The 25,349-nt window shown below is 38.5% G+C and carries 25 protein-coding genes and 16 tRNA genes; 34 read left to right on the top strand and 7 right to left on the bottom strand.

What is annotated here, in order from left to right:
* The first annotated feature begins 81 nt into the window (after window positions 1–81).
* The 16 genes from ACHABW_RS19020 to ACHABW_RS19095 all read left to right on the top strand — a co-directional run bounded on the left by ACHABW_RS19020 (window position 82) and on the right by ACHABW_RS19095 (window position 3,310).
* A tRNA-Ala gene (locus tag ACHABW_RS19020) sits at window positions 82–157 on the top strand.
* Window positions 158–192: 35 nt separating this feature from the next.
* A tRNA-Met gene (locus ACHABW_RS19025) sits at window positions 193–269 on the top strand.
* Between the two features lie 11 nt (window positions 270–280).
* Window positions 281–373 (top strand) — tRNA-Ser (locus ACHABW_RS19030).
* Window positions 374–394: 21 nt separating this feature from the next.
* A tRNA-Asp gene (locus ACHABW_RS19035) sits at window positions 395–470 on the top strand.
* Window positions 471–537: 67 nt separating this feature from the next.
* Window positions 538–621: transfer RNA gene (locus ACHABW_RS19040), tRNA-Tyr, on the top strand.
* 6 nt (window positions 622–627) lie between these two features.
* Window positions 628–701 (top strand) — tRNA-Trp (locus ACHABW_RS19045).
* A 14-nt stretch (window positions 702–715) separates the two neighbouring features.
* Window positions 716–791 (top strand) — tRNA-His (locus ACHABW_RS19050).
* A 26-nt stretch (window positions 792–817) separates the two neighbouring features.
* A tRNA-Gln gene (locus ACHABW_RS19055) sits at window positions 818–892 on the top strand.
* Window positions 893–901: 9 nt separating this feature from the next.
* A tRNA-Gly gene (locus tag ACHABW_RS19060) sits at window positions 902–976 on the top strand.
* 118 nt (window positions 977–1,094) lie between these two features.
* Window positions 1,095–1,168 (top strand) — tRNA-Gly (locus tag ACHABW_RS19065).
* Window positions 1,169–1,191: 23 nt separating this feature from the next.
* Window positions 1,192–1,268: transfer RNA gene (locus tag ACHABW_RS19070), tRNA-Ile, on the top strand.
* 4 nt (window positions 1,269–1,272) lie between these two features.
* Window positions 1,273–1,347 (top strand) — tRNA-Asn (locus ACHABW_RS19075).
* A 4-nt stretch (window positions 1,348–1,351) separates the two neighbouring features.
* Window positions 1,352–1,442: transfer RNA gene (locus tag ACHABW_RS19080), tRNA-Ser, on the top strand.
* A 15-nt stretch (window positions 1,443–1,457) separates the two neighbouring features.
* Window positions 1,458–1,532 (top strand) — tRNA-Glu (locus tag ACHABW_RS19085).
* Between the two features lie 53 nt (window positions 1,533–1,585).
* Window positions 1,586–1,661: transfer RNA gene (locus tag ACHABW_RS19090), tRNA-Lys, on the top strand.
* A 203-nt stretch (window positions 1,662–1,864) separates the two neighbouring features.
* A complete protein-coding gene (locus ACHABW_RS19095; RefSeq protein WP_435757627.1) occupies window positions 1,865–3,310 on the top strand; it encodes an NADP-dependent glyceraldehyde-3-phosphate dehydrogenase in 1,446 nt (481 codons plus the stop codon).
* A gap of 76 nt (window positions 3,311–3,386) precedes the next feature.
* Here ACHABW_RS19095 and ACHABW_RS19100 read toward each other — a convergent pair whose 3' ends face one another.
* A complete protein-coding gene (locus ACHABW_RS19100; protein WP_435757629.1) occupies window positions 3,387–3,659 on the bottom strand; it encodes a DUF6612 family protein in 273 nt (90 codons plus the stop codon).
* 48 nt (window positions 3,660–3,707) lie between these two features.
* Between ACHABW_RS19100 and ACHABW_RS19105 the strand changes: the two genes are divergently transcribed.
* Entirely contained in the window at window positions 3,708–4,409 is a 702-nt protein-coding gene (locus ACHABW_RS19105; protein WP_435757631.1) for an ABC transporter permease, read from the top strand.
* 75 nt (window positions 4,410–4,484) lie between these two features.
* On the opposite strand, the gene ACHABW_RS19110 is transcribed toward ACHABW_RS19105, so the two are convergent.
* Window positions 4,485–5,117, bottom strand: a complete 633-nt coding sequence (locus tag ACHABW_RS19110; protein ID WP_435757633.1) for a cysteine hydrolase family protein — start codon at window positions 5,115–5,117, stop codon at window positions 4,485–4,487.
* Window positions 5,118–5,505: 388 nt separating this feature from the next.
* Between ACHABW_RS19110 and ACHABW_RS19115 the strand changes: the two genes are divergently transcribed.
* Window positions 5,506–6,003, top strand: a complete 498-nt coding sequence (locus ACHABW_RS19115; protein WP_110938961.1) for an Lrp/AsnC family transcriptional regulator — start codon at window positions 5,506–5,508, stop codon at window positions 6,001–6,003.
* Window positions 6,000–7,184: an aminotransferase gene (locus tag ACHABW_RS19120; protein ID WP_110938962.1), complete on the top strand. Its 1,185-nt coding sequence runs from the start codon at window positions 6,000–6,002 to the stop codon at window positions 7,182–7,184. The genes ACHABW_RS19115 and ACHABW_RS19120 overlap by 4 nt, the downstream gene beginning before the upstream one ends.
* A 294-nt stretch (window positions 7,185–7,478) precedes the next feature.
* On the opposite strand, the gene ACHABW_RS19125 is transcribed toward ACHABW_RS19120, so the two are convergent.
* Window positions 7,479–8,825 carry a sodium-dependent transporter gene (locus tag ACHABW_RS19125; protein WP_435757635.1) on the bottom strand — a complete coding sequence of 449 codons (1,347 nt, stop codon included), beginning with the start codon at window positions 8,823–8,825 and terminating at the stop codon, window positions 7,479–7,481.
* A 186-nt stretch (window positions 8,826–9,011) separates the two neighbouring features.
* Between ACHABW_RS19125 and yugI the strand changes: the two genes are divergently transcribed.
* Entirely contained in the window at window positions 9,012–9,446 is a 435-nt protein-coding gene (gene yugI, locus ACHABW_RS19130) for a S1 domain-containing post-transcriptional regulator GSP13 (protein ID WP_110938964.1), read from the top strand.
* Window positions 9,447–9,599: 153 nt separating this feature from the next.
* Here the strand turns inward: yugI and ACHABW_RS19135 are convergent, their stop codons facing one another.
* Entirely contained in the window at window positions 9,600–9,830 is a 231-nt protein-coding gene (locus tag ACHABW_RS19135) for a DUF378 domain-containing protein (RefSeq protein ID WP_110938965.1), read from the bottom strand.
* Window positions 9,831–10,197: 367 nt separating this feature from the next.
* Here ACHABW_RS19135 and ACHABW_RS19140 point away from each other — a divergent pair, with 367 nt between their 5' ends.
* The 3 genes from ACHABW_RS19140 (at window position 10,198) to ACHABW_RS19150 (ending at window position 13,511) form a co-directional block, all read left to right on the top strand.
* The gene (locus ACHABW_RS19140) at window positions 10,198–11,364 is read left to right on the top strand and encodes an iron-containing alcohol dehydrogenase (protein WP_435757638.1); all 1,167 of its coding nucleotides are present in this window, start codon (window positions 10,198–10,200) and stop codon (window positions 11,362–11,364) included.
* A gap of 173 nt (window positions 11,365–11,537) precedes the next feature.
* Window positions 11,538–12,896 (top strand): glucose-6-phosphate isomerase, encoded by a 1,359-nt coding sequence (locus ACHABW_RS19145; RefSeq protein ID WP_435757640.1) that lies wholly within the window; start codon window positions 11,538–11,540, stop codon window positions 12,894–12,896.
* A gap of 189 nt (window positions 12,897–13,085) precedes the next feature.
* Complete coding sequence (locus ACHABW_RS19150; RefSeq protein ID WP_435757642.1) at window positions 13,086–13,511, top strand: YugN family protein; 426 nt, start codon at window positions 13,086–13,088, stop codon at window positions 13,509–13,511.
* 193 nt (window positions 13,512–13,704) lie between these two features.
* Here the strand turns inward: ACHABW_RS19150 and ACHABW_RS19155 are convergent, their stop codons facing one another.
* Complete coding sequence (locus ACHABW_RS19155) at window positions 13,705–13,812, bottom strand: YjcZ family sporulation protein (RefSeq protein WP_435757644.1); 108 nt, start codon at window positions 13,810–13,812, stop codon at window positions 13,705–13,707.
* A gap of 287 nt (window positions 13,813–14,099) precedes the next feature.
* Here ACHABW_RS19155 and ACHABW_RS19160 point away from each other — a divergent pair, with 287 nt between their 5' ends.
* Together ACHABW_RS19160 and ACHABW_RS19165 are read left to right on the top strand one after the other, a co-directional pair.
* On the top strand, window positions 14,100–14,300 hold the full coding sequence (locus ACHABW_RS19160) for a hypothetical protein (RefSeq protein ID WP_435757646.1): 201 nt from the start codon (window positions 14,100–14,102) through the stop codon (window positions 14,298–14,300).
* A gap of 132 nt (window positions 14,301–14,432) precedes the next feature.
* Window positions 14,433–15,086, top strand: a complete 654-nt coding sequence (locus ACHABW_RS19165; RefSeq protein WP_435757648.1) for an SOS response-associated peptidase — start codon at window positions 14,433–14,435, stop codon at window positions 15,084–15,086.
* Window positions 15,087–15,088: 2 nt separating this feature from the next.
* Here ACHABW_RS19165 and ACHABW_RS19170 read toward each other — a convergent pair whose 3' ends face one another.
* A complete protein-coding gene (locus ACHABW_RS19170) occupies window positions 15,089–16,090 on the bottom strand; it encodes a potassium channel family protein (protein ID WP_435757652.1) in 1,002 nt (333 codons plus the stop codon).
* Window positions 16,091–16,188: 98 nt separating this feature from the next.
* On the opposite strand from ACHABW_RS19170, the gene ACHABW_RS19175 reads away from it, so the two are divergent.
* The 8 genes from ACHABW_RS19175 to ACHABW_RS19210 all read left to right on the top strand — a co-directional run bounded on the left by ACHABW_RS19175 (window position 16,189) and on the right by ACHABW_RS19210 (window position 23,332).
* Window positions 16,189–16,350, top strand: a complete 162-nt coding sequence (locus tag ACHABW_RS19175) for a hypothetical protein (protein WP_183041234.1) — start codon at window positions 16,189–16,191, stop codon at window positions 16,348–16,350.
* 77 nt (window positions 16,351–16,427) lie between these two features.
* Window positions 16,428–16,503, top strand: a tRNA-Ala gene (locus tag ACHABW_RS19180).
* Window positions 16,504–16,919: 416 nt separating this feature from the next.
* Window positions 16,920–17,699 (top strand): 6-carboxyhexanoate--CoA ligase, encoded by a 780-nt coding sequence (bioW, locus tag ACHABW_RS19185; protein ID WP_435757654.1) that lies wholly within the window; start codon window positions 16,920–16,922, stop codon window positions 17,697–17,699.
* Window positions 17,689–19,035: an adenosylmethionine--8-amino-7-oxononanoate transaminase gene (bioA, locus tag ACHABW_RS19190; protein ID WP_435757656.1), complete on the top strand. Its 1,347-nt coding sequence runs from the start codon at window positions 17,689–17,691 to the stop codon at window positions 19,033–19,035. The genes bioW and bioA overlap by 11 nt, the downstream gene beginning before the upstream one ends.
* Window positions 19,025–20,197 (top strand): 8-amino-7-oxononanoate synthase, encoded by a 1,173-nt coding sequence (gene bioF / locus ACHABW_RS19195; protein ID WP_435757658.1) that lies wholly within the window; start codon window positions 19,025–19,027, stop codon window positions 20,195–20,197. Before bioA ends, bioF begins: the two co-directional genes overlap by 11 nt.
* A complete protein-coding gene (gene bioD / locus ACHABW_RS19200) occupies window positions 20,194–20,901 on the top strand; it encodes a dethiobiotin synthase (RefSeq protein ID WP_435757660.1) in 708 nt (235 codons plus the stop codon). The genes bioF and bioD overlap by 4 nt, the downstream gene beginning before the upstream one ends.
* On the top strand, window positions 20,894–21,901 hold the full coding sequence (gene bioB, locus ACHABW_RS19205) for a biotin synthase BioB (RefSeq protein ID WP_435757662.1): 1,008 nt from the start codon (window positions 20,894–20,896) through the stop codon (window positions 21,899–21,901). Before bioD ends, bioB begins: the two co-directional genes overlap by 8 nt.
* 180 nt (window positions 21,902–22,081) lie before the next feature.
* A complete protein-coding gene (locus ACHABW_RS19210; protein ID WP_435757664.1) occupies window positions 22,082–23,332 on the top strand; it encodes a cytochrome P450 in 1,251 nt (416 codons plus the stop codon).
* A gap of 510 nt (window positions 23,333–23,842) precedes the next feature.
* Here ACHABW_RS19210 and folE2 read toward each other — a convergent pair.
* The gene (gene folE2 / locus ACHABW_RS19215; protein WP_435757665.1) at window positions 23,843–24,757 is read right to left on the bottom strand and encodes a GTP cyclohydrolase FolE2; all 915 of its coding nucleotides are present in this window, start codon (window positions 24,755–24,757) and stop codon (window positions 23,843–23,845) included.
* Between the two features lie 257 nt (window positions 24,758–25,014).
* Between folE2 and sufU the strand changes: the two genes are divergently transcribed.
* Window positions 25,015–25,317: a Fe-S cluster assembly sulfur transfer protein SufU gene (gene sufU / locus ACHABW_RS19220; RefSeq protein ID WP_435757667.1), complete on the top strand. Its 303-nt coding sequence runs from the start codon at window positions 25,015–25,017 to the stop codon at window positions 25,315–25,317.
* The last annotated feature ends 32 nt before the right edge of the window (window positions 25,318–25,349 follow it).

Raw genomic sequence — 25,349 nt, forward strand, 5'->3', positions numbered from 1 at the left:
GCTCTCCAGCGCCGATGATAGTTGGGGGTTTCCCCCTGTGAAAGTAGGACGCCGCTGGGCGTAAATATTTTAATTAATGTTGGGGCCTTAGCTCAGCTGGGAGAGCGCCTGCCTTGCACGCAGGAGGTCAGCGGTTCGATCCCGCTAGGCTCCACCAATATTTTAAAATATATTATCTATTATTAATGTTATGGCGGTGTAGCTCAGCTGGCTAGAGCGTACGGTTCATACCCGTGAGGTCGGGGGTTCGATCCCCTCCGCCGCTACCATAATTATTTTTGGAGGAATACCCAAGTTTGGCTGAAGGGATCGGTCTTGAAAACCGACAGGGGAGTCAAATCCCGCGGGGGTTCGAATCCCTCTTCCTCCTCCATTTTTTATCTATTTAAATCAAGGTCCCGTGGTGTAGCGGTTAACATGCCTGCCTGTCACGCAGGAGATCGCGGGTTCGAATCCCGTCGGGACCGCCATTTTATAATTAAAAAGAAGTTAAAAGAAGTTGACGAAGAGATTCGTAACTTATCGATAAGAAAATATGGAGGGGTAGCGAAGTGGCTAAACGCGGCGGACTGTAAATCCGCTCCTTCGGGTTCGGCAGTTCGAATCTGCCCCCCTCCACCATGTTATAGGGGTATAGTTTAATGGTAAAACGAAGGTCTCCAAAACCTTTGATGCGGGTTCGACTCCTGCTACCCCTGCCATATTTATTATAATGGCGGTTGTGGCGAAGTGGTTAACGCACCGGATTGTGATTCCGGCACTCGTGGGTTCAATTCCCATCAGCCGCCCCATTAAAAATTAAAACAAATAAAAATATAGGGCTATAGCCAAGCGGTAAGGCATCGGATTTTGATTCCGTGACCCGCAGGTTCGAATCCTGCTAGCCCTGCCATTATTTATTGCGGAAGTAGTTCAGTGGTAGAACATCACCTTGCCAAGGTGGGGGTCGCGAGTTCGAATCTCGTCTTCCGCTCCAGGAACATACTTCCATAATTCTAAATAATCATTAAAACTTGATAGATATAGTTATTTAGGACAAGTCATACCCATACATAGGTACCTTCTAAATAACAAACATTATATTTTTATATTAAGCGGGTGTAGTTTAGTGGTAAAACCTCAGCCTTCCAAGCTGATGATGTGAGTTCGATTCTCATCACCCGCTCCATTTCTATGTATGTATTCCTTAATGGGCCTGTAGCTCAGCCGGTTAGAGCGCACGCCTGATAAGCGTGAGGTCGGTGGTTCGAGTCCACTCAGGCCCACCATTATTCCACAGTAGCTCAGTGGTAGAGCTATCGGCTGTTAACCGATCGGTCGTAGGTTCGAATCCTACCTGTGGAGCCATTAAGGAGAAGTACCCAAGTGGCTGAAGGGGCGCCCCTGCTAAGGGTGTAGGTCGTGTGAGCGGCGCGAGGGTTCAAATCCCTCCTTCTCCGCCACTTTTTATCTATAGTGGCCCGTTGGTCAAGCGGTTAAGACACCGCCCTTTCACGGCGGTATCACGGGTTCGAATCCCGTACGGGTCACCAATTTTAAAGAAAAGATAACGAACAGATTCATCGATCATACACAAGCAAATAGAGAGCCATTAGCTCAGTTGGTAGAGCATCTGACTTTTAATCAGAGGGTCGAAGGTTCGAGTCCTTCATGGCTCACCATTATATTTATTCAGTTTACCTATAAAAAGGTAGGCTTTTTTTGTACAGATATTTAATATCTTTGCTTGTAAGTTTTGTAAGTTTTTTAATTATTTAAAGTATTTTGAGCATATGACTTGCTTGTAAGTGTTTACAAATGATTTAATTATAAACATTCGTCCTATTAATTTAATTATTATAAAAACTTAAAGGAGAGATTTTGCATGAGTGTACAAAAAGAAGTGAAAATTCATCCATATCTTTATAACAATGAATGGAAGAGCAGTGACACGGGAAACACTGTTCAAATTATCTCGCCGGATGACGGCTCTGTTGTAGGGGAAGTTCCTGCAATGTCTCAAGACGAAGTTAATCGTGCAGTGGATAAGACTGCTGATGTTCAGGAGAATTGGGCAGCAACAGATGGTCACGAAAGATCTGGTCTTCTTCACAAGTGGGCTGAAGAGCTTGAAAAGATGACTGATGAGATTGGTGAAATGATTCATTTAGAAGTTGGAAAAACATTATCTGCTTCAAAGAGTGAAGTGAAACGTACAGCTCAATTAATTAGACATACTGCAGAAGAAGGTCTTCGCACTCACGGAAGCTTCATTCAAGGGGATGCATTTCCTGGTGCTTCTAAGCAAACTAAAGCGATGGTTCAAAAAGTTCCTCATGGAGTTGTTCTAGCTATATCTCCATTTAACTATCCTGTAAACTTAGCAGCATCTAAAATTGCTCCTGCGCTTATTACAGGAAACACAGTGGTCTTTAAGCCAGCTACACAAGGAGCTATCAGTGGACTTCTTATGATTAAGGCTTTAGTAAATGCCGGATTACCAGAAGGCGTCGTAAACGTGGTTACAGGACGAGGTTCAGTAATTGGTGATCTTATCGTTACTCATCCGAAAGTAAATATGATTACTTTTACTGGTGGTACAGCTACTGGTCAACATATTGCAAAGAAAGCATCAATGATTCCAGTAGTGCTTGAGTTAGGCGGTAAGGACCCTGCAATCGTCTTAGAAGATGCAGATCTAGTTAAAGCAGCAAAAGAGATTGTAAGTGGTTCATTAAGTTATTCCGGTCAACGTTGCACAGCTATTAAACGTGTGATGGTAATCGATAAGGTTGCGGACGAACTTGTTGAAAATATAAAAGCTAATATTACAAAATTAAAAGTAGGGAAATCAACTGAAGAAGTAGATATCACACCTATGATTGATCAAAAATCTGCTGATTATGTTATTTCCTTGATTGATGATGCAGTTGAAAAAGGTGCAACAATCGTAACTAAAGGGATTGTTGACGGTAATTTGCTTGGTCCAACTTTACTTGACAATGTTACGGAAGATATGAGAATTGCTTGGGAAGAGCAGTTTGGTCCAGTTTTACCAATCATGAGAGTTTCTAATGAATTAGAAGCTATTGATCTAGAGAAGCGAAATGAGTATGGTCTACAAGCAAGCATTTTCACAAAGAACTTAGAGGGTGCTTTTATAATTGCAGATCGTCTTGATGTTGGAACTGTTCAGGTGAATGGTAAAACATCTCGAGGACCGGATCACTTTCCGTTCTTAGGAGTTAAAAACTCGGGACAAGGTGTACAAGGGATCGGAAGAAGTATCGATTCTATGCTACGTGATAAAGTACTAGTCCTTAATCTATAATAAGTATAAAAAAAGGTAGGAGCACCGGTCGTGTGCTTCCTACCTTTTTTATTTTTAATTGCGACTTGAATTCAAATTAAAAGCCGCTACCCATTAGCTCATCTTCGGACATTTCTGTTGCATTATCGAGAACTTCTTGAGTAATTTCTATGGGCTCTAATTCATTAAACTCCGAGAGTGTCATATGAGTATCCTGATCGATTGTAATGCTCTGGTACATAATATCCATTCCCATGACCATATTGATTGTTGCTTCTGTTTGATAGAATGTTTCTTTATCAATGATAATCTGATAATCTATTGATTCCACTGCAACATCCTCCATCAACCCTAGAAGCATCTCATCCATTCCTCCTCCGCCTGCTCCTAGGATCCATGGATTCCTGTTGTCTTTATTTTGTTAGGGATAACGCAACCGGTTACGTCCTATTACTTTGCTGATATTATTGGACAATTTGGCGGACTTCCAGAAGGGGCAGTGATGGATCTTCCTATCCCTACTGGCGCAGAAGTGATAACGGCGACGTTAGGTCAGTTTGGTCAAATTGGATTCCTTGTTCTTGTTTTAGCTTATATGGGCATTGTCGCGAAAGAAAAGAATCATGGTACACAAATAATGGTTTTAGTAAAACCTGTTTCTTACACGAATTATTTGACGGCTAAATGGGCCCATCTGTTATGCATTTCTTTAGGTTCCTATGCTATGGGATATATTGCAGCAGTGTATTACACTTTTCTATTAATTGAAAAGATGGTGATTGCTGATTTAATATATGGAGGGATTATCTATGGTATATGGATTGCCTTTGTAATGACAGTGATTTTATGTTTAAGTGCATTGCTAAACAGCACAGCTTTTGTTGCTTTTGCGGGTCTCGGATTAACAGTTGTTTTAAGTTTGTTAAGTTCCCTCACTCCGGATCTGATGTCACTCTCACCTGCGATGCTTACCAGTCATAGTCAAAGTTTGTATCAGACTGGACAGGTAGGTAGTGGATTCGGACTTAATCTAGCATTCACGCTTGTCCTTATAATAGGGATTTTAATAGGAACAATTTTTCTTTTCCACAAAAAAGAAATTGCGCAGCATACAACGTAAAGGGCGCTTAAACTAGTGGGGCTGAAATAGTAACAATTGTCACCTCAGCCCCTCGTAAACGTGTAGAGAGGCTTTCTAATTTTTGTCGATGGTTTTGCCAGACTCATCAGTCCATTCATATTTAATTGTTTTTAGATTTAAATTTTTAGAGTGGTCTATATTAGCATGGAGAACTTCACTCATGAGATCGAGTGCTTCTTTGTTGTCCTTATTTCTGTTAGATGCTGTACAATCTGATGGGATATATAGTTTATAGCCTCTCATAAATGCATCGTTGGCAGTGAAATGTACACACATATTTCCTGCGACACCTGTAATAATCAACGATTTAACATTTAAATAGTCCAGTAATAATTCTAATGGAGTCATGAAAAATCCAGAGTATTGAGGTTTAAGAATAAAATAATCATTATCCTCGGGTTCAATTAATTCTGTTATCTTTTTACCATAGTCTGTCCGATCTTTGCAGTGATCCACCAGTGCCGGAAAATCAGATTGCCAGCGTCCGTAATTGTCATTTACATATAGTACGGGAATGTCTAGCTCTTTTGCTTGTTTTTTTAAATTAGCAATGTTTTTAGCAGCAGGTAATGCGGATTCAAAAAGCATATCTGCTTCAGGAAAATCGAAATCATTAATCATATCTACGAGTATAATAGCTACATGTTGATATTCAGTCACATGCGGGTTGTCGTTACTATTGTGCATCGTGCTAGCTCCTTTCAGGTATCAGACAAAGCTCCCTTTCTATTTAAGAGATTGTTTTTTTTTCAATGAACAGAGGTGCTCGAATCCGCTATAGGCAGATGATTTCCGCTGGGGTATAAAAGACTCTAAGTTTTAACAAATGACGCTATGCGTTTTTCTTAATAAAGTGAATATTTGCTCTAGTATGGCAGAGCTGTGTCGTGTAAAATATATAGAAGTCGATCATAGAAAAGAATGTATGATGGTTGGTATAATGAAGATTTACATGTATCATTCCCTATAGAACAAATATAAAACGAATATTAGATGGTTTGAAGTGTTCCAGGTATATATGAACCGGAATTTAACTTGAATGCGCATTATACAGAAACAATGGAGGGTAAACATGATGACTGAGAAGGAAAGAGAACTATTATTACTTATTGAAAAAGAAGGACGAATGTCAGAGAGTAAACTTGCGAAAATGTTAGACACCTCTTTGGAAAACGTCTCTGAAATGTTGGCAAATATGAAGAAGAGAAAAATAATCTTAGGTTATTCAGCGATAATTGATTGGAGTAAGGTAGATGTTACGGAGAATGTGACTGCGATGATTGATGTGAAAGTTACGCCAAAAAGAGGGGTTGGCTTTGATGAAGTAGCAGAACGGATTTATCGTTTTAAAGAAGTAAAAGCTTTGTACTTAATGTCAGGAACCTATGACCTCTCCGTAGTCATCGAAGGTCGTTCCATGTCAGATACAGCAAAATTTGTTTCAGAAAAATTATCAACGCTCGATTCAGTTATCTCTACGACGACCCATTTTCAATTGAAGAAGTATAAGCATGATGGGGTTGTGTTTGAAGCGGAAGAGGATGGAGATCATCGAATGGTGGTTTCTCCATGAGTACCATGAAAACAGATCACAAAACACAGTTATCGGAAGCAGTAAATAGTATTAAACCTTCTGGAATCCGAAGATTTTTTGATTTAGCTTCAAAGATGGATAACATTATTTCACTAGGTGTTGGAGAGCCGGATTATTCCACCCCTTGGAATGTTCGAGAAGCAAGTATTCATTCCCTTGAACGTGGCTTAACATCGTATACTGCAAATGCAGGAATGATTGAGCTTCGAGAAGCGATTGCTCAATATTTAGAAAGACGTTTTGATGTTAGTTATAACCCGGAAGATGAGATTGTCGTGACTGTCGGGGCAAGTGAAGGTATTGATTTAGCGTTAAGGGCCATTGTTAATCCAGGCGATGAAATATTAATTGTGGAACCTTGCTTTGTATCATACGCGCCATTAGTTTCTCTTGTTGGAGGGGTTCCTGTTTCCGTTCCAACGTCTTTAGATACGAATTTTGAAGTGACTTCGAAAATGATAGAGGAGAGAATCACGGACAAGACAAAAGCGGTTATGCTGTCTTTCCCTAGTAATCCAACTGGCTCTATTATGGGTGAAGAGGCATTAGCATCGATTGCACGTGTCGTGTGTGAACATGACCTTGTGGTGCTGTCCGATGAGATCTACGCGGAGTTAACCTATGACACAGAGCACGTGAGTGTCCCTTCTATTAAAGGGATGCGTGATAGAACAATCTTAATTTCAGGTTTTTCCAAAGCTTTTGCCATGACTGGCTGGAGAGTTGGATATGTCACTGCCCCTTCTACCTATGCGAAAGCTATGCTGAAAATTCATCAATATTCCATGATGTGTGCTTCGACAATGGCACAATACGCAGCATTAGAGGCATTGACTAATGGGCGAGATGAGATGGAAGAAATGATTACAAGTTACCGTCAAAGGAGAAATTATGTCGTTAAATCTTTTCGAGAAATCGGATTAACCTGTCACAACCCTGGGGGAGCTTTTTACGTGTTTCCTTCTATCATTAAAACGGGATTCACCTCTGAACAATTTGCAGAGAAACTTCTAGTGGAAGAACGTGTAGCGGTTGTTCCGGGAGATGTATTCGGTCAAGGTGGAGAAGGCCATATTCGATGCTCCTATGCTGCCTCTATGAATCAGTTGGAAGAAGCGGTAGAGCGGATAGATAGGTTTATTAATAAGAGAGTGAAATAAAGACGCTACGCGTTTTTATTAAAAGTAGAATTTATAAGCTGACAGCTATCTTTACGCCACGCGTGTCAAGGGAAACCCACCTCCTTTCGAGTAGCACCTACACGCACTACGTAGGTGCTACTCGGGGTGGCGAAAGATAACGCTGTATTTAATAAAAGACGCTACGCGTTTTTATTATAAAAAAAGCGAAGAGTCCGTGTATACGAGGACTCTTCACAAAAAGGGGGAATACTAGGTTGTATACAGCCTTTAGTATGACCCTGTAATATAAAAATATACGGAATATTACACGATTTAAATAATCCCAATAACATGTAAAAATGCGATGATAATGGCTACTGGAGTTATATATTTTAGTAATACATACCAAACATTAAACCATACTTTTTTTATGGAAGATCCTTTCGAAAGTTCATCGAAAAGGGTCTTCTTTTTTATTTTAATCGGTACAAATATAGCAATTAATAAAGCACCTAAGGGTAGAAGGATATTGCTAACAAGGTAATCAAGAAAATCAAAGAAAGTTAATCCGAAAAACAGCGTGTCTGCCAGGATTCCATAGGATAAAGCGGATGGTACACCCATAATAAAAATGAGTAAACCGGAAATCCATGCTGCTCTTTTTCGTTTCGCTTCATTACCTTTTGTAATCGATGCTACGATTATTTCTAATAACGAAAAGGCCGAAGTCAAAGTAGCGAAAAGGAGTAGTGCCATAAACAAAATAAAGAATATATTTCCAAATGGAATACTAGAAAATACAGCTGGTAAGACAATGAAAATTAATGGTGGTCCTTCGGTAGGCTCTAAACCAAAAGCAAATACAGCAGGGAAAATAGCAAGCCCGGCTAATATGGATATAAAAATGGTCAAGGCAACGATGGATGTCGCTGATTTTGGTAAACTTTCTTTGGATTTTAAATAGGAACTGTAGGTAACCATGATTGAGACACCTAGACTTAATGAAAAGAAAGCTTGTCCTAAAGCGAATAAAACGGTCTCGCCAGTTACCGAAGAAAAGTCAGGGAGCAAGAAAAAACGAACCCCTTCCATTGCCCCATCAAGTGTTAGCGATCGTATAACAATGACGATAAATAATAGGAACAAAGCTGGCATCATTATTTTTGATGATCGCTCGATACCCTTTGAAACACCCATTTGTATAACTAGTATTGTTAACAGCATAAAAATAAAATGTGCAAATATTGCTAAAGCAGGGTTGGCAATTGTTTCTTGGAACATACCCCCGAATTGATCCGGAGTCATTCCCTCTATATTTAATGTGAAAGCTCTAAATAAATAGATAAGAATCCATCCACCAACTACACTATAAAAGGAAAGAAGTAGAAATGAGGTGACGATACCTAATCTTCCAATCCAGTGCCACTTTGAGTGAGGTGCAATGGTACGGTAAGCAGTAACGGCCTCTTTTTGTGTATGACGACCAATGGTGAACTCCGCCAATAGTAAAGGAAGACCTAGAAGTACGGTAAATAATAAAAAGATGAGGAAAAAAGCTCCGCCACCGCTCGTTCCTGCTACATAAGGAAGCTTCCAAATAGCCCCTAAACCGATAGCAGATCCTGCTGCAGCTAATATAAATCCTAGTTTCGAAGACCATTGTTCCGTGTTTTTTGACATACTGATTCCTCCTGCATATGAAAAACATTCTTATTTTTCCCCTATATATAAGGGCGTTATTCACTATAAAGTGAACGCAAGTGCGTGTCAAGGAAAAAAATGAATGAGAAAATAAATAAAATTTTTGTCATCATCGTATTCCTATGTTATAATTACACAGTTAATAAATAATTAGGAGTTGTTTTCATGTCAGGTCAGTATGAAGTAGGAAGTATCGTTGAAGGAAAAGTAACAGGGATCAAGCCATTCGGTGCCTTTGTTGCGTTAGATGAAAAAAAACAAGGTCTTGTTCACATCTCTCATATAGCTCATGGGTATGTTAAAGATATTAATGAGCAACTTACTGTAGGAGACGAAGTGAAAGTTAAGGTGCTTTCTATTGATGAGGAATCTGGTAAGATTTCTTTATCTATCAAAGAAACTCAACCTAAACCTGAACGCACTGAGCGTCCTCGTCCACAGGGTGGCGGAGCTCCACGTGGGGGCGGAGGCAACAAACGCGGCGGTAGCAGTCAGCAAAGCCAACCACAAGGGTTCAACACGCTTGAAGACAAGCTTAAAGACTGGTTAAAGCAGTCTAACGAGATTCAAGCGGATCTCAACAAACGCATCAAAAAATAATTACTTTTCTTTAAATGATAAAGAGGCAGCTCATAATGGGCTACCTCTTTTTTCTGTGTCATCCTTCTGTTCAAACTAGTCAGATGAATGGATAGACTAAAATGCAAACATTCGAATGGTTCATTTACATAATCTCCAATTGGCCAGAAACAACTATCTGCCTTGCGGTTCGGGACTTCTTTCTACCTCTGCATCTGGTTTAAATAAAATAGAGATACAATACAATCCTGCCAGTCCTACGAGGGCATAAATGAAACGTGAAAATCCAGCTGCCTGCCCACCAAACATAGCAGCGACGAGGTCAAATCTGAAAAATCCGATTAAGCCCCAGTTCACTGCACCAATGATCGTTAAAACAAGCGCTGTTCGTTGGATTCCGTTCATGCGTTCCTCACCTCCTTATAAGGGGTAAATTATTTACTAACTCGAAGCAAGTGAGCTTCTTTTTATAGAGTGCTTTAAGTAACGTTGAATTATTCATATCTAAGAAAAATGCAAAGCGTATTTTATTAAATACAGCGTCAGCTTCCGCCGCCATCATTTAAGTATCAAGGGTGCTTTTCCCTTGATACGTGCGGCGTGAAGGTAGCTGCTAATTAAAAATCATAAAGAAAAAACGTAATCTTTGCTATTTAGGGAATATCTAAGAGATAATGTGAATGGTGCAAGCATGTTTTCGTGTGAGTACTTAAGCTGGATAGCATGAAAAATTCCGGTTCATTTAAATAGTATTAAAAGGAGCGTTATAAAGATGAATTCATTTGTTTATCAAAATCCAACTCGCTTGATTTTTGGAAAAGGACAAGTGCAAGAACAACTCGTTAACCAACTAAAACCATACGGTAATAAAGTACTTCTCGTTTATGGAGGAGGCAGCATTAAGAAAAACGGTCTTCATGAAGAGGTTACATCATTATTAACAAAAAATAATTTTGAAGTGAGTGAACTTTCTGGTGTTGAACCGAATCCTCGATTGTCTTCTGTTCACCGCGGAGTAGATATTTGTAAAAAAGAAAACATTGACGTTATTTTAGCTGTTGGTGGCGGAAGTGTGATCGACTGCACGAAAGCAATTGCTGCGGGAGCAAAATATGATGGAGATGTTTGGGACTTAGTGACAAAGAAAGAAACACCAAAAGACGCTGTGCCATTTGGAACTATCTTAACATTAGCGGCGACAGGATCAGAAATGAATGCTGGTTCTGTGATTACGAATTGGGAGACCCAGGAGAAATACGGCTGGGGAAGTCCACTTGTTTTCCCTAAATTTTCAATTCTTGATGCACAAAACACGGTATCGGTTCCAAAGGATCATACGATTTACGGAATCGTTGATATGATGACGCATGTATTAGAACAATATTTTCACCAAGAAACAAATACACCATTACAAGAGAGATTGTGTGAAGCGGTGTTGCACACAGTGATTGAAGCGGGTCCAAAGCTCGTAAAAGACTTGGAAAACACGGAACTTCGCGAAACAATTCTTTACTCAGGTACGATTGCGCTAAATGGCACACTGCAAATGGGGACACACGGAGATTGGGCTTCTCACAACATTGAGCACGCGGTATCTGCTGTGTATGATATTCCCCATGCAGGTGGCCTGGCAATTCTCTTCCCGCAGTGGATGAAGCATCATCAGAAGCTGGGAGAGCAAAAGCTGATAAATCTGGCTACTCGCGTTTGGGGTATTGATCCTGAAGGGAAAAGTAATCAGGAATTAGCGGAACTATCCATTCAAAAACTTGAAGAGTTCTGGACATCTTTAGGTGCACCTAGCCACTTGGCCGATTATGACATTGATGACAGTCAGTTAGATAAAATCGCTGACAAAGCAATGATTAATGGCGAGTTCGGTAATTTTAATAAGTTAAACAAAGAAGATGTGTTGTCTATTTTAAGGGCATCTCTATAACAAATATAAACCTTTAATCCAGTAGCACCTACGTTCTTTGTGTAGGTGCTACTGCTGTAAAGGCGGTCAAGCTTTTGTATAATAGGTAAAAATATGAAAAGTTTACTTGCTTATTTAAGCTTGTTTTAATAAAGTGAGAATGAAAGCAGTAATTAAATGGAGGAGAGTGTCCTATGACAAAAACGTTACACTTTGATTATTCAAAAGCAGCATCATTTTTAGCTGAACACGAAGTGGATTATATGCAAGATGCAGTGAAATCCGCGCATGAAGCACTTCACCAAGGAACAGGTGTAGGGAACGAATTTTTAGGATGGATTGATTTACCTGTAGATTATGATAAAGAAGAATTTGCACGCATTCAAAAATCAGCAGAGAAAATCAAATCGGACTCAGACGTTCTTTTAGTAATCGGTATTGGTGGTTCATATTTAGGATCTCGAGCGGCAATTGATGCACTTACACATACTTTTTATAATGAACTTAAAAAAGGCGCAAGAAAAACGCCACAAATTTTTTATGTAGGAAATAATATCAGTTCAACATATGTTCGTCATTTACTTGAAGTAATCGAAGGAAAAGACGTATCGATTAATGTTATCTCCAAGTCAGGTACAACGACTGAACCAGCAATCGCTTTTAGAATTTTCCGCGACTATGTCGAGAAAAAATACGGTGTAGAAGAAGCTCGTAAACGTATTTACGCGACAACAGACAAGGAAAAAGGGGCATTAAAGCAACTAGCGACAGAAGAAGGTTTTGAAACGTTTGTTATTCCTGATGATGTAGGGGGTCGTTTCTCTATATTTACAGCGGTTGGTCTTTTACCGATCGCCGCAGCAGGTTTAGACATTGAAGCCATGATGAATGGGGCAGCAGCAGCTCGCAAAGAATACAGCAGCCCTGATTTGAAGTCAAATGAGGCTTATCAGTATGCAGCAGTAAGAAATGCTCTATACAACAAAGGGAAAACAGTGGAACTTATGGTCAATTACGAGCCTTCGCTTCACTATGTCAGTGAATGGTGGAAACAATTGTTTGGAGAAAGTGAAGGGAAGGACCAAAAAGGAATTTTCCCGGCAGCAGCAGACTTCTCCACGGATCTTCATTCCCTTGGACAGTATGTTCAGGACGGACGTCGCGATATCTTTGAGACTGTTTTACACGTTGGTTCTACAAAAGAAGAAATTATGATTGAAGAGGCTGACAGTGATTTAGACGGCTTGAACTATTTAGCTGGAAAGACAATGAGCTTCGTGAATGATAAAGCCTATGAAGGAACACTTCTCGCTCATTTAGACGGTGGAGTACCAAACTTGATTGTAAACATTTCTGAGATTAACGAATACAATTTTGGCCACCTGATCTATTTCTTTGAAAAAGCATGCGCATTAAGCGGTTATTTGTTAGGAGTAAATCCATTCGATCAACCAGGTGTAGAAGCATACAAAAAGAATATGTTTGCACTTCTAGGTAAACCAGGATTTGAAAAAGAGAAAGCAGAACTTGAAAAACGATTAGATGAAAACTAAAAGGTATACCAGCCTGTCTTTCTTTCACGAGAAGACGGGTTTTTTAATTCGTGAAAAGGGGTCAGACCCCCCATTATTTTACAATTGATTCTTCGCAATTTAAATTGCATATGTCCACCTCGATGGGAACACTAGTTAAAAGAGAACTTGTGGAACAGTTTTATAAGTCCAATGAAGGAGGCTTTACTAATGATTGAAATAAAATCAGTGTTAGAGGACCAAACATATAAGCTTATGGATCTAGAAAATAAATTAAAGCCGTTAGGATATGTGATTGGAGGAGGATGGGAATACGATCACGGCCATTTTGATTATGAAATGGAGAGTGATGGATCTTACCTTTTTGTAAGAGTGCCGTTCCGACCAGTTGAGGGAGAAGAGTTAGATATGAAAGGAGTAAATGTAACCATCGAACGTCCATTTCTCCTTGCCCATAAATACGAAGACGGACTTGATGAGGATGTTCATGATCCAAACCCACTTCTCAATCAATTTTCTGAACCAGAAGACCCTGATGCAGAATTCCCGCAAGAATGGGTGAATACGGGAAAGGAATATGTACGTGAACTTGAAGAAGTGTTGATAAATGGTGTTCATATTTCACCTCGTAATTAAATGGTAATAAGTAAAATAATATGAAAAGCCTTCACATATTCCGTGAAGGCTTCTAAAAGGTATGAAAGTATAAATAACAAGTTTCTTCAAAAGACTCTACTTGTTTTTCTTCTGCCTCAGTAAGAAGGGAATTACCCTTCTTACTGAGGCAGAAGGGAAGTTCATGTTTTTTATCTATATGCCATTTTTAAAATTAGTATGCGGCTACTCCGCCACCGTACCAAGATGCACCTACGATAATTAATAGAATGAACAATACAACGATTAAAGCAAAGCCTCCGCCTGCATATCCTGCACTCATGAAAACCTCTCCTTTATTTAATATTTTTGTATTTCACTTACACTTGCATCCTATGGCAGTAAATAAGATTTTGATTGGGCTACTGAAGAAAACTAATAAAAAATAATTAAATTGTTCCTGTCTAACCATAAGGCTAATCGTGTTAAATGAAGATAAAAAATTGTATTTGAAAATTCAATAGAGAATAACATTTTTAAAGTGGGGAATCACTTTTTCATTTCTATGAATATAATGTAACTGAAATGTCCTTCTAATTTTTAGTGAAATGTACGAAAGAGGTGAAAAAAGTGGCTAACAAAAAAGAATCTGCTCCCTATTTGAAAAAAGAATCAATAAATGAGAATACTTCTGAGGCAAAAGAAGAAGTAAAAGCAGGGCCTGTCGAAGAAAAGACAGATGAGAAACCGGTATATAGAGATCCGTGGAATGACTTATTATTTGGAAAAAGACCTGAACCTAAAACTCCTGTTGATGAAGAAGCAAAGTAGCTGGTGAAACTGATACCTCAGGCTGGGGAAAGCTATTTTTCTCCGGTCCTGAGAGTGTTGGGTATGTTAAAATGATACATACTAGAAAAAGAGTCAATAAAAACCATCCATTAAAATTGAGGTGATGATTGTATGTGTGGACGTTTTACTTTGACAGCCAGTAAAGAACAATTAGAAGCAGAATTCGGTATTGTTTTTCCAGAGATTGAAGGAAGTTTTAATGTTGCCCCATCACAAGATGTATTGAGTTTGGTTGCCGGTAAAGATGGCATGAAAGCAGGGTTTCTAAAGTGGGGGCTTGTACCATCTTGGGCAAAAGATAAAAAAATAGGTTTTAAAATGATTAATGCTCGTGGAGAAAGCCTTGATGAAAAACCCGCATTCAAACGATTACTGACCCGCCGAAGATGTTTAATCATTGCTGATAGTTTTTATGAATGGAAAAGAGAAGGGGATGTTAAAAAACCTTTTCGAGTAACAACTGAAAACAACCTGATTACATTTGCGGGATTATGGGATCGATGGCAATCTGAGGATGAAGAAATTGTATCTTGTACCATTATTACAACCAAGCCGAATTCGTTTATGGGGCAAATCCATGATCGGATGCCGGTTATTTTAGAGGAAGGAAATCGGGAAGCTTGGTTAGATCCTTCCATTCAAGATCATGAATTATTAAAAGGAATCTTGCTTCCCTATGAACATAAAATGGGCGCCTATGAAGTAAGTACGCAGGTAAATAATCCAAAGAATAACAGCGAAGAGCTCATTGCACCATTAAATTGAAGTTATCTTTTTACATAAATTATCTCATCTTTTCTTTTTAAGATAAAATGTTTAGGGGGGTGAAGTGTATTTTCCCCCTCCCTGCGAATACCTAACAAAAATTGATCCTTATCTTCTTGGGTTTCGATCGCCTTTTCAAACGTTTTTCCTACCAATTCTTCCGATAACTGGGCAAGCCCCAAATGATCCATTTGATCATGGTCCAACATTTTTGAAATCACATCTGTTATTCCGTGGAATAGTGTACCGTTCATAAGCAATAAACTAACATGCTGAGAAGCTTTAATAATTTCATCCGCACCGGCTCGTTTAGCATTCGTGACTTGAGCTTCTGTGACGAGCTCTACTATGGCGTAAAGCTCAGGATTTATCCCCTTACACGTTATTAACGTTAAAATGGTATTTGCGTCACCCTGACGCTCCTCAATATGGAGGTTTGCGGTAATGACGACAGTTTTTGCTTGTTTTGTGTTGGCACGAAGATGCGTTTCATCCTGTCCGGGATTCCCTCTAATATAACGAACAAAGGAATAGTTTTTCGGTAAAACCTGAAGTGTTTCGTCTATAAGAACAAGCTCTTGTGAAGGATTGAGTTCATGCGTTTCCTCTAAGAGTAGTCGACTGCGCTCATTCCACCCAATCACAAGGAGATGGTTATTTTTTTTATACATGCCAAGCCCTCTTTCATTCTGCTCTTTAATTAAAATAGTAGAGGTAGCCAGATTGGTCACAAAAAATGAAAAAATAGCAATCCCTACTAGGATTAAAGAAATTCCAATCATTCTTCCAAAAACACTTTCAGGAACAAAATCACCGTAACCTACCGTGGAAATTGTCACGATTGCCCACCATATACCATCAAAAATCATTGGAAATTCTTCTGGCTCAATGCTATGCATGATTAAACCTATTGCCCATACAAACATAAGCAAAGCGGCGACAACTTTTAGAAGCAACAATCTATTCGTGTAAAACTTCATGAGTAACGTTTCTCGAAACATCATTTTTCTCCTTTATCTGTTTCTCTTCTTACATTATTGACTAAATGTAATGCAAAACATTCACCATTTTGGTACGATAGTAAAAGTGAGGAGGGACCGTCATGTTCCAAGCAATTATTTTTACGATTACGATGTTTGGAGGTTGGGTTGTTTTTGATGCCATCAAACATAAAAAAGTTTTGAAAGAAAATGTTTTATCAGGTCTCATAGCTTCAATTATCGCAGGTTTCGCCTGGTATATTTTATTTATTATTTTCGAATAAAAATAAAAGGGTTGATTATTGGCTGGAAAAACATTATAATTTAAAATTGTGAGTCACATTTATATGACTTTCATTTTGGGGCCATAGCTCAGCTGGGAGAGCGCCACGCTGGCAGCGTGGAGGTCAGGGGTTCGAGCCCCCTTGGCTCCACCATACATATGTTATCAACGACACGGTTTTTCGCAGATGCGAGGAATCGTGTCGTTTTATATTTTTTCGTGTTGTGCACCATTAGCATTAGGCAGTTAAAGTGTCTTTATGCCCGTTCTTCTAAGAGGGAGCCGGGTTTTATTAATTGAATCAAGGGAAAGGTTTATCCCTCTTTGCTCTCTTTAAACAGAGGGCATTTTTGTGTTTTAGAGAAACTGGGTGACCTAGTTACAACTATTGATAAATCAAACATAATTAGAATTCTTAGTTGAATAACTATGTTGTATCTTTCTTCTCCTTTTGCAGGGATTGACAAAAAAAATTAAAAATCATATAGTTGATTGTAAACCATTAAATAAAATAAGTTGACGATTGAAGTGGAGGTTGAGTTAAGGATTACAAAGGGGAGGATCGATGGTATGCAAGAGGAGGAATATTATAGTGTTAGAATGAGAGCTGCTAAGAATACAGTACTTAAAAAGGCTGAAAAACATATTTCTGGTGGGGAAGTACTTTCAACCTATAGCAATATAAAACAATCAGTGAATGCCTTGTTGGAAAAGGCTTTAACTCACTCAAGAGGAAAACCGGACTTTATGCAAATTCAGTTTGAATCTTTAAATGAATCTATAAAGCTAGTTAAGCCATTAAGGGTCGAAACAAATGAAGTAGAAACAGTAGAAAATGGAAAAGCTTTGGCACGGGCTATGTTAGAAAAATCAGGTGTGCCGAGAAAAATTATTGATAAAGCATATAAACAAATACCTGAATATTCGAGTATTAGAGGAGCTATATTATTTGATATTCATTCGGGTGAACGGATTGATAATAATTCAGAAAAAGGGGTCCGAGTTTCCAGAATGGATTGGTTGAATCCTAATTTTGAGAAGTGGACTGACGAGAACAATCAGCCGAAAAGTTCCAGAGTAAGGGAGGCGCTTGCTCTGGCAACAAAGGTATGCGACCATCCTTCAACGATCGCAGAATTATGTTGGTCAGATGACCCTGATTATGTTACCGGATATGTTGCCAATAAAAAGCTCGGTTATCAACGTATTACAAAGTTAAAAGAATATGGAGATGAGCAAGGCTGTCGCATCTTCTTTGTTGATGGTAAAAGAGATTTAACTACATACATCAACTATTTAGTGCAAAAGCCAATTTTTATCGAATGGGAGGAAGAAGACATTGACACATGAATTAATTGAAATAAGCAAAAAACACCTTTGGTTACCATTTACTCAGATGAAAGATTATGATGAGGACCCCTTAATTATTGAAAGTGGTGATGGGATTAAAGTAAAAGACATTCATGGTAAGGAATACTTTGATGGATTTTCTTCTGTTTGGCTTAATGTACACGGGCATCGAAAAAAAGAGTTAGATAATGCAATTAAAAATCAGCTAGAAAAGATTGCTCATTCAACATTACTAGGCATGACGAATGTTCCCGCAACTAAGCTTGCTGAAAAATTAATAGAATTAAGTCCTGAAAAATTGACACGCGTTTTTTATTCTGATAGTGGAGCAGAAGCCATGGAAATTGCTTTAAAAATGGCTTTTCAATATTGGAAGAACATAGGAAGACCAGAGAAACAAAAATTTATATCGATGAAAAATGGTTATCACGGCGATACGGTTGGTGCAGTAAGTATTGGTTCCATTGATCTTTTTAACAAAGTATATGGTGCTTTAATGTTTGAGAGTTTTAACGCACCAATTCCGAACGTGTATCGCTCGGAATTGGACGATCCTGCTCAATGTCGTGATGAATGTTTACAAACCCTCGAACAGCTACTCGTTAAAAGCCACGAAGAAATAGCTGCACTTTCGATTGAATCGATGGTCCAAGGGGCTGGGGGGATAACCGTGATGCCCGAAGGTTTTTTAGCTGGTGTCCGTGAGCTATGTACTAAATATGATGTCTTAATGATCGTTGATGAAGTTGCCACGGGCTTTGGTCGGACAGGAAAGATGTTTGCCTGTGACCATGAGGGGGTTCAACCTGATTTAATGGCAGCTGGTAAGGGAATTACAGGTGGATATTTACCGATTGCAGTGACATTTACAACAGAAGAGATTTATGAGGCATTTTATGATGACTACCAAACATTAAAGACTTTTTTCCATGGCCATTCTTACACGGGGAATCAGCTTGGATGTGCAGTAGCAATTGAAAATATCCGTTTGTTTGAATCTGAAAAAATCACTGAGCAAGTAGCTCAAAAATCAGAGGCCCTTCATGCAATTCTACATGAACTGGATACCCTCCCACATGTTGGAGATATTAGGCAGCTTGGTTTTATGTGTGGAATAGAGCTCGTTCAATCAAGAGAAACAAAAAAAGCCTATCCTAGTGAAAAGCGAGTAGGGTATCAGGTCTCTCTAAAAATGAGAGAGTTGGGGATGTTAACCAGACCAATGGGTGATGTGATTGTATTTATGCCTCCTCTTGTCAGCACAAAAGAAGAACTGGAAGCCATGGTAGCAATCATGAAAGAAGCAATCAATGAGGTAACATGTAGTGAGCTTTGATGGATGGTTAAGTGGCCGATTAGACGAGACGAAAAAAGCCGGTTTGTATCGGCACTTGCGAACCATGAACTCTGCGCCTCATCCTGAAATGTATATTGATGGGAAGAAACAAATGATCTTTTCTTCCAATAATTATTTAGGTCTGGCGAATGAGAAACAATTGATCTATGCAGCAGAAACAATTTTGCATCAGTTTGGAGTAGGGAGTAGTGGCTCCAGAATGACTACAGGTAATACGGAATGGCATGAGAAGCTCGAAGAACGTATCGCAAGCTTTAAGCAAACAGAAGCAGCCCTATTATTTTCAAGTGGATATTTAGCAAATGTCGCCGTACTTACTTCCTTACCTGAAAAAGGAGACGTACTTTTAAGTGATCAATTAAACCACGCTAGTATTATCGATGGTTGCCAGCTTTCAAAAGCAGATACAGTTGTGTACAACCATATTGATATGACTGATCTAGAGGAGAAATTGAAAGCCACAAAATCTTATGAGCGACGTTTTATTGTAACAGATGGAGTATTTAGTATGGATGGTACGATTACACCTTTAGATAAGATAATGAGTCTCGCAAAGTACTATCGAGCCTACGTTATTGTTGATGATGCCCATGCAACAGGAGTATTAGGGGGACATGGGAGAGGTACAAGTGAGCACTTCAATGTCATACCCGATGTCGTTGTTGGTACCCTAAGTAAAGCTGTGGGCACAGAAGGTGGTTTTGTCTCTGGAACGAGGGTTCTAATTGACTTCCTGCTGAATCATGCAAGAACATTTATTTTTCAAACCAGTATCCCACCATCGAGCTGCGCTGCTTCGTATGTCGCATTGGGGCTTATTTTAGACAGTGAGCAAAAACGTAAACATCTCGTTTTAAACGTGAACCAAATAAAAACGGGTTTAATAGAAATGGGCTATAAGGTCAGGGGGAATGATACACCGATAATTCCAGTAATAATTGGAGATCCCCTAAAGGCAGTGACAATTGCTAAAAAGCTGCAGGAAAAAGGAATCTATGCTCCAGCCATTCGTCCACCCAGTGTACCAAAAGGGGAGAGTCGTATTCGCTTAACAGTAACCTCTGAACATAATTCAAAAGAGATAGATTATTTGCTAGAGTCATTTAAATTAATAGGAAAGGAGATGAACATGATTAGATGAAGGGTGTTTTCGTCACAGGAACGGATACAAACGTTGGCAAAACAATTATAGCTAGTGGAATAGCGGCAGTATTAAGAGAAAAAGAGGTTGATGTAGGAGTATTTAAGCCATTTTTAAGTGGTATTTCCCGTGACCATCCAGAAAGTGATACAAGTCTACTGAAGGAGATGTCGCAAACACCCCTCTCTACTGAAGATATTACTCCTTTTGAATTTAAGGAGCCACTTGCTCCTTTAGTTGCGGGAAAACTGATGGGGAAGCTAGTTAACATGACAGAGGTCGTGCGTCATTGGGAAACCATTCGAGTAAAACATGACTTCTTTATAGTAGAAGGTGCTGGGGGAATTGCTGTACCATTGGGTGAAAATTTCTTAGTAAGTGATTTAATTAAAGTACTGCAACTTCCGATCATCATTGTGACTAGGGCTAATCTTGGTACGATCAACCACACATTTCTAACTGTCAAATACGCAAAAAGCATTGGTCTTAGTATTGCAGGTATTGTAATTAACGGAGTAAGTGAGAAAGCAGACCTATCTGAAAGAACAAGTCCTGAAATAATTGAAAAATTATGTGGTGTTCCTATTTTAGGTGTGACGCCTAAGCTTACTGATCTAACAAAAGAAAGTATTCAGCAAATGGTAAAGGAACACATAGATGTATCATTACTTTTAAATAAGATGGGGGTAGAGAAAGGTGAATAAATGGATGAAAATTGCGCAAGGAGTGTTAGAGGAACAGGAATTAACGAATAATGAGGCACTATCAATACTCGAGAGCCCGGATGAAGATATACTATTACTCATGCACGCTTCTTTTCAAATTAGAAAGCGTTTTTTTGGAAAGAAAGTAAAACTTAATATGATAATGAATGCGAAATCTGGACTATGCCCGGAAAATTGCGGGTATTGTGCTCAATCTTCCATTGCACAAGTACCGATTGATTCTTATAGAATAGTTGACAAGGAAACCCTTCTTAAAGGAGCGAAGCGTGCACATGATTTAAATATAGGAACATACTGTATCGTTGCTAGTGGTAGAGGACCTTCTAATAAAGAAGTCAATCAGGTAGTGGAAGCAGTTGAAGAAATTAAGGACACCTATGGATTGAAAATTTGTGCTTGTCTTGGTCTTTTAAAGCCGGAGCAAGCAGACCGACTAAAAGAAGCAGGAGTAGATCGCTACAACCATAATATTAATACTTCAAAGAGTAACCATTCAAACATTACAACATCACACACGTATGATGATAGAGTCAATACAATAGATGTTGCAAAAGAATCTGGAATGTCGCCATGTTCAGGAGTCATTGTGGGGATGAAAGAAACGAAGCAAGATGTTATCGATATGGCACGTAGTTTAAAAGCCTTAGATGCAGATTCGATCCCGGTCAATTTTTTACATGCGATTGATGGTACCCCACTAGAAGGGGTTAACGAGCTCACCCCTGTTTATTGCTTGAAAGTCTTGGCATTGTTTCGTTTTATCAATCCTACAAAGGAAATTCGAATTGCAGGGGGGCGAGAGGTTAACCTTCGTTCCTTACAGCCATTAGGATTATACGCAGCCAATTCCATCTTTGTGGGAGACTATTTAACAACCGAGGGACAAGAAGATACAGAAGATCATCAAATGTTACAAGATTTAGGGTTTGAAGTAGAGTCGGTACAGGAAATGAAGGAAAGTCTAGCTGCAGAAAAATAAAAGATAAACCGTTCAAAAAAAGGATACGAAATATTTAAAAAGCGGTTCTGATAATGTAGCTTGTTGATAATTTAGTTATTTATGAGACCGATAGCATAGCGTAACGAGCCGATGGACAGAGGTCCAATAATCCGTAGCGACATTAACTTCTAAAGGTATTTTGTATGAGGAGGAAAATAAATGACGAGACACACAAATTACACATTAGACGTTCAAAAAACAATACCATTTTCGCTGAATTCTTCTGAATTTTTAAAGGATCCTTACCCTTTTTACGATAAACTACGCTCTCCAAATCCAGTTTCTAAGGTAACTCTATTAAAATATTCAGGTTGGTATATCACCGGATATGACGAGGCGATAGCGATTTTAAAAGATACAAGATTTAAAAACCGTATCCCGCTACCTCAGGCTTCAAAAAAATACAACGACCTAAAAAAAATACAGAATGATATGATGGTTTTTAAGAATCCTCCTGACCATATGCGATTACGCAAGCTCGTAGGTAACGTATTTAGCACGCAAGTTGTGGAACAGTATCGTCCATATATCGAAGAAACTGTTATTGAATTAATTGATCGCGTGCAGAATAAGAAAAGTATAGATATCGTTTCAGATTTAGCGTTCCCTTTAACTAGCCTCGTCATAGCTAAAATAGTAGGAGTACCAGAAGAAGATAGGAATCAATTTAGAGAATGGACTGTGTCCTTAATACAAACTATTGATATTAAGCGAGATAGAAATATCCTAGTAAATGGTAACGATACAGCCTTAAAGGTACTAGATTACTTCAAAGAACTCATTAAAAAGAGAAAACAAAACCCTAAAGATGATCTTATAAGTATGCTAATTAAAGAGGCGGAGCAGGGAGAAAAATTAACAGACGAAGAATTACTGGCGACCTGTATTTTACTTATCATCGCAGGACATGAAACAACGGTAAATCTTATTAGCAATTCGATGCTGTCTTTATTGAATCATCCTGACCAACTAAAGAAGCTAAAGGAAACCCCACCTCTTATTAAAACAGCAGTCGAAGAGTTTTTACGCTATGAAAGCCCTACACAGATGACAGCTCGTGTTGCATCGGAAGATATTGAAATCAATAATAAAACCATTAGAGAAGGGGAACAAGTGTACATATTTATAGGAGCTGTTAATCACGACCCGAAAAAGTTCACAAATCCTAATCAACTCGATATATCAAGAAATCCTAATCCTCATCTTGCATTTGGATATGGTAGTCATTTTTGTTTAGGCTCAACCCTTGCTCGAGTAGAAGCTCAAATTGCTATTAATGTATTTCTACAACGAATGTCAAACATACAACTAACTGCATCTATCCCGAAATGGAGGGAGCTAACTGGCTTTAGATCACTACAAGAACTGCCAATTACAGCCACCATGATGAATGAAATGGATGAAAACTAAGAGTGGCAACTTTCCTTTAAATAGTGCTATCCTAAGTTTCGATAATATAATCTCTAAAGTATTTTGGGGCAGTGAACTAACCATGGTGGGACAGTGTTTGTCTGCAGCGTGGAGTCAGGGTTCGAGCCCCTGACCTCCACCATACATAAACCTATCAACGATGCTATTCTTCGTCATTACGAGGAATGGTGTCGTTTTTTTTGTTAATACGTGACCTTAATAATAATTTTCGGATGAACTTTAACGAAGGCAATTATAAAATGTGATACGGCCTAGACAACACAAATTATATGAATTCAATATGGCGTTAGGATATATTGGATAGTAGCAATAATAAAGATCTTGGCAACTTTAGAACGTTTAAGTCGACCCATTACTCCCATACCAACTCCAAGCTTAGAGTAAATAGAAAATACTACTTAATAACGAAAGAATAACAAAACTTCTTATAATAGGTTTTGTGTTATAAAACCTCTGAAGGGACCCCCTCCCTTTATCTTAACTTACATATTATCTCAATTTTTGATATGAAGTTTTAGCTGTGGCATCATGGAGATGAATGGATTCTTCATTACGACATTCTACAGTAAACGCTTGAACTGATTCCATTTCATAAAGGTCAGCACCAACTAGTCGCACCATATCCTCGACAAACCTAGGATTTTCATAAGCTTTTTCAGTCACAAACTTTTCATCTGGTCGCTTAAGAACGGGATGAATCATGGCACTGGCATTTGACTCAGCAGCTAATAACAGGCTTGCCTTCCAATCCTGTTCACACCGAATAGCATTCTCCAATACTACTGTTATGGTAACAGTCCCTCGCTGATTATGAGCACTATATTCACTGATCTCTTTAGAACATGGACATAATGTGGTGATTCCAACAGATAATTGGGCTTCGTGTGTAAATCCAATTATTTTATCATAGTTGACTTTCATTGAAGCCATCGCTCTCATTAAACCAGTTTTACCACTTTGAGGAGCATTCCTTTCAAAAAACCAAGGGAAATTAACTTCCATCTCTGCTGATTGCTGATCCATTCTTTCTGCAAGTTCTTTTGTGAATTTATAAAGATGCTGAAAATCTACCGTCCATCCTTCCCTGTGATATTGATCAAGTTGTTCCGTTAATCTACTCATGTTAATTCCTTTAGAATTACTGTCTAAACTAGTAGTCATCTTGAATTCACCTATGGTAGTTTGGATTTTTGGCGAATGAGCAGATTGGATGGTAATCGGATGTTGGACATTGGAAATCCCTACACTCTGTAAATCAAATAGGAAATCATTAGAGGTATTTTGTAAGTCGATCATTTCATCCTTATTGATCGGTTTATTACCAGTTATAGGCGATACAGAACCGAAACGTCGGTGTCGTTCTTTTTTATTTGGTAAATTTAAGTTGTTTAAATTATTTTTCATGTTCTACCCCTCCCCAAAAAATCACGATATATTGTTAAATCAGAATCATTCTTATTTAAATTCCAATTTATCGCATTGTATCAGAATAATCAAGGTATAAACAAATAATCAATTCATGATTTATTAAAATAGAGAAATATCTAAAAGAGCTCCTTTTCTATTTGATAATATTCATCGTTTCCTTTACACTGTTTTTAAATAGTAACTGTTACGTTTTGTGATGTCATGTCGCTTCTGAGAAAGAGAGGGGAACTAATATGCTTAATGACCTGTATCGCACGGTTGTTATGGATCATGCTAAATATAGGCAAAACTACGGAAAACTTGAAGGGGAAGATGTACGTAAAATCCATTATAAAAACCCTACATGTGGGGATGTTATGATCCTTTATTTACAAATTGAACAAAGTAAAATAAAAAATATATCATTTGAAGGAGAGGGATGTGCTATTAGTATGGCATCCTCATCGATGATGACTGAACTTATTCAGAATAAAGATTTAAAGGTTGTTTCAGAAATTAGAAGTGAATTTGAACAGTTAATACGCAATCTTAATTAATGGTGGGACAGGGGTGGCTATAAATAAGTTAA

This window comes from Salipaludibacillus sp. CF4.18 (genome assembly GCF_051262595.1).
Lineage (GTDB): Bacteria > Bacillota > Bacilli > Bacillales > Salisediminibacteriaceae > Salipaludibacillus > Salipaludibacillus neizhouensis.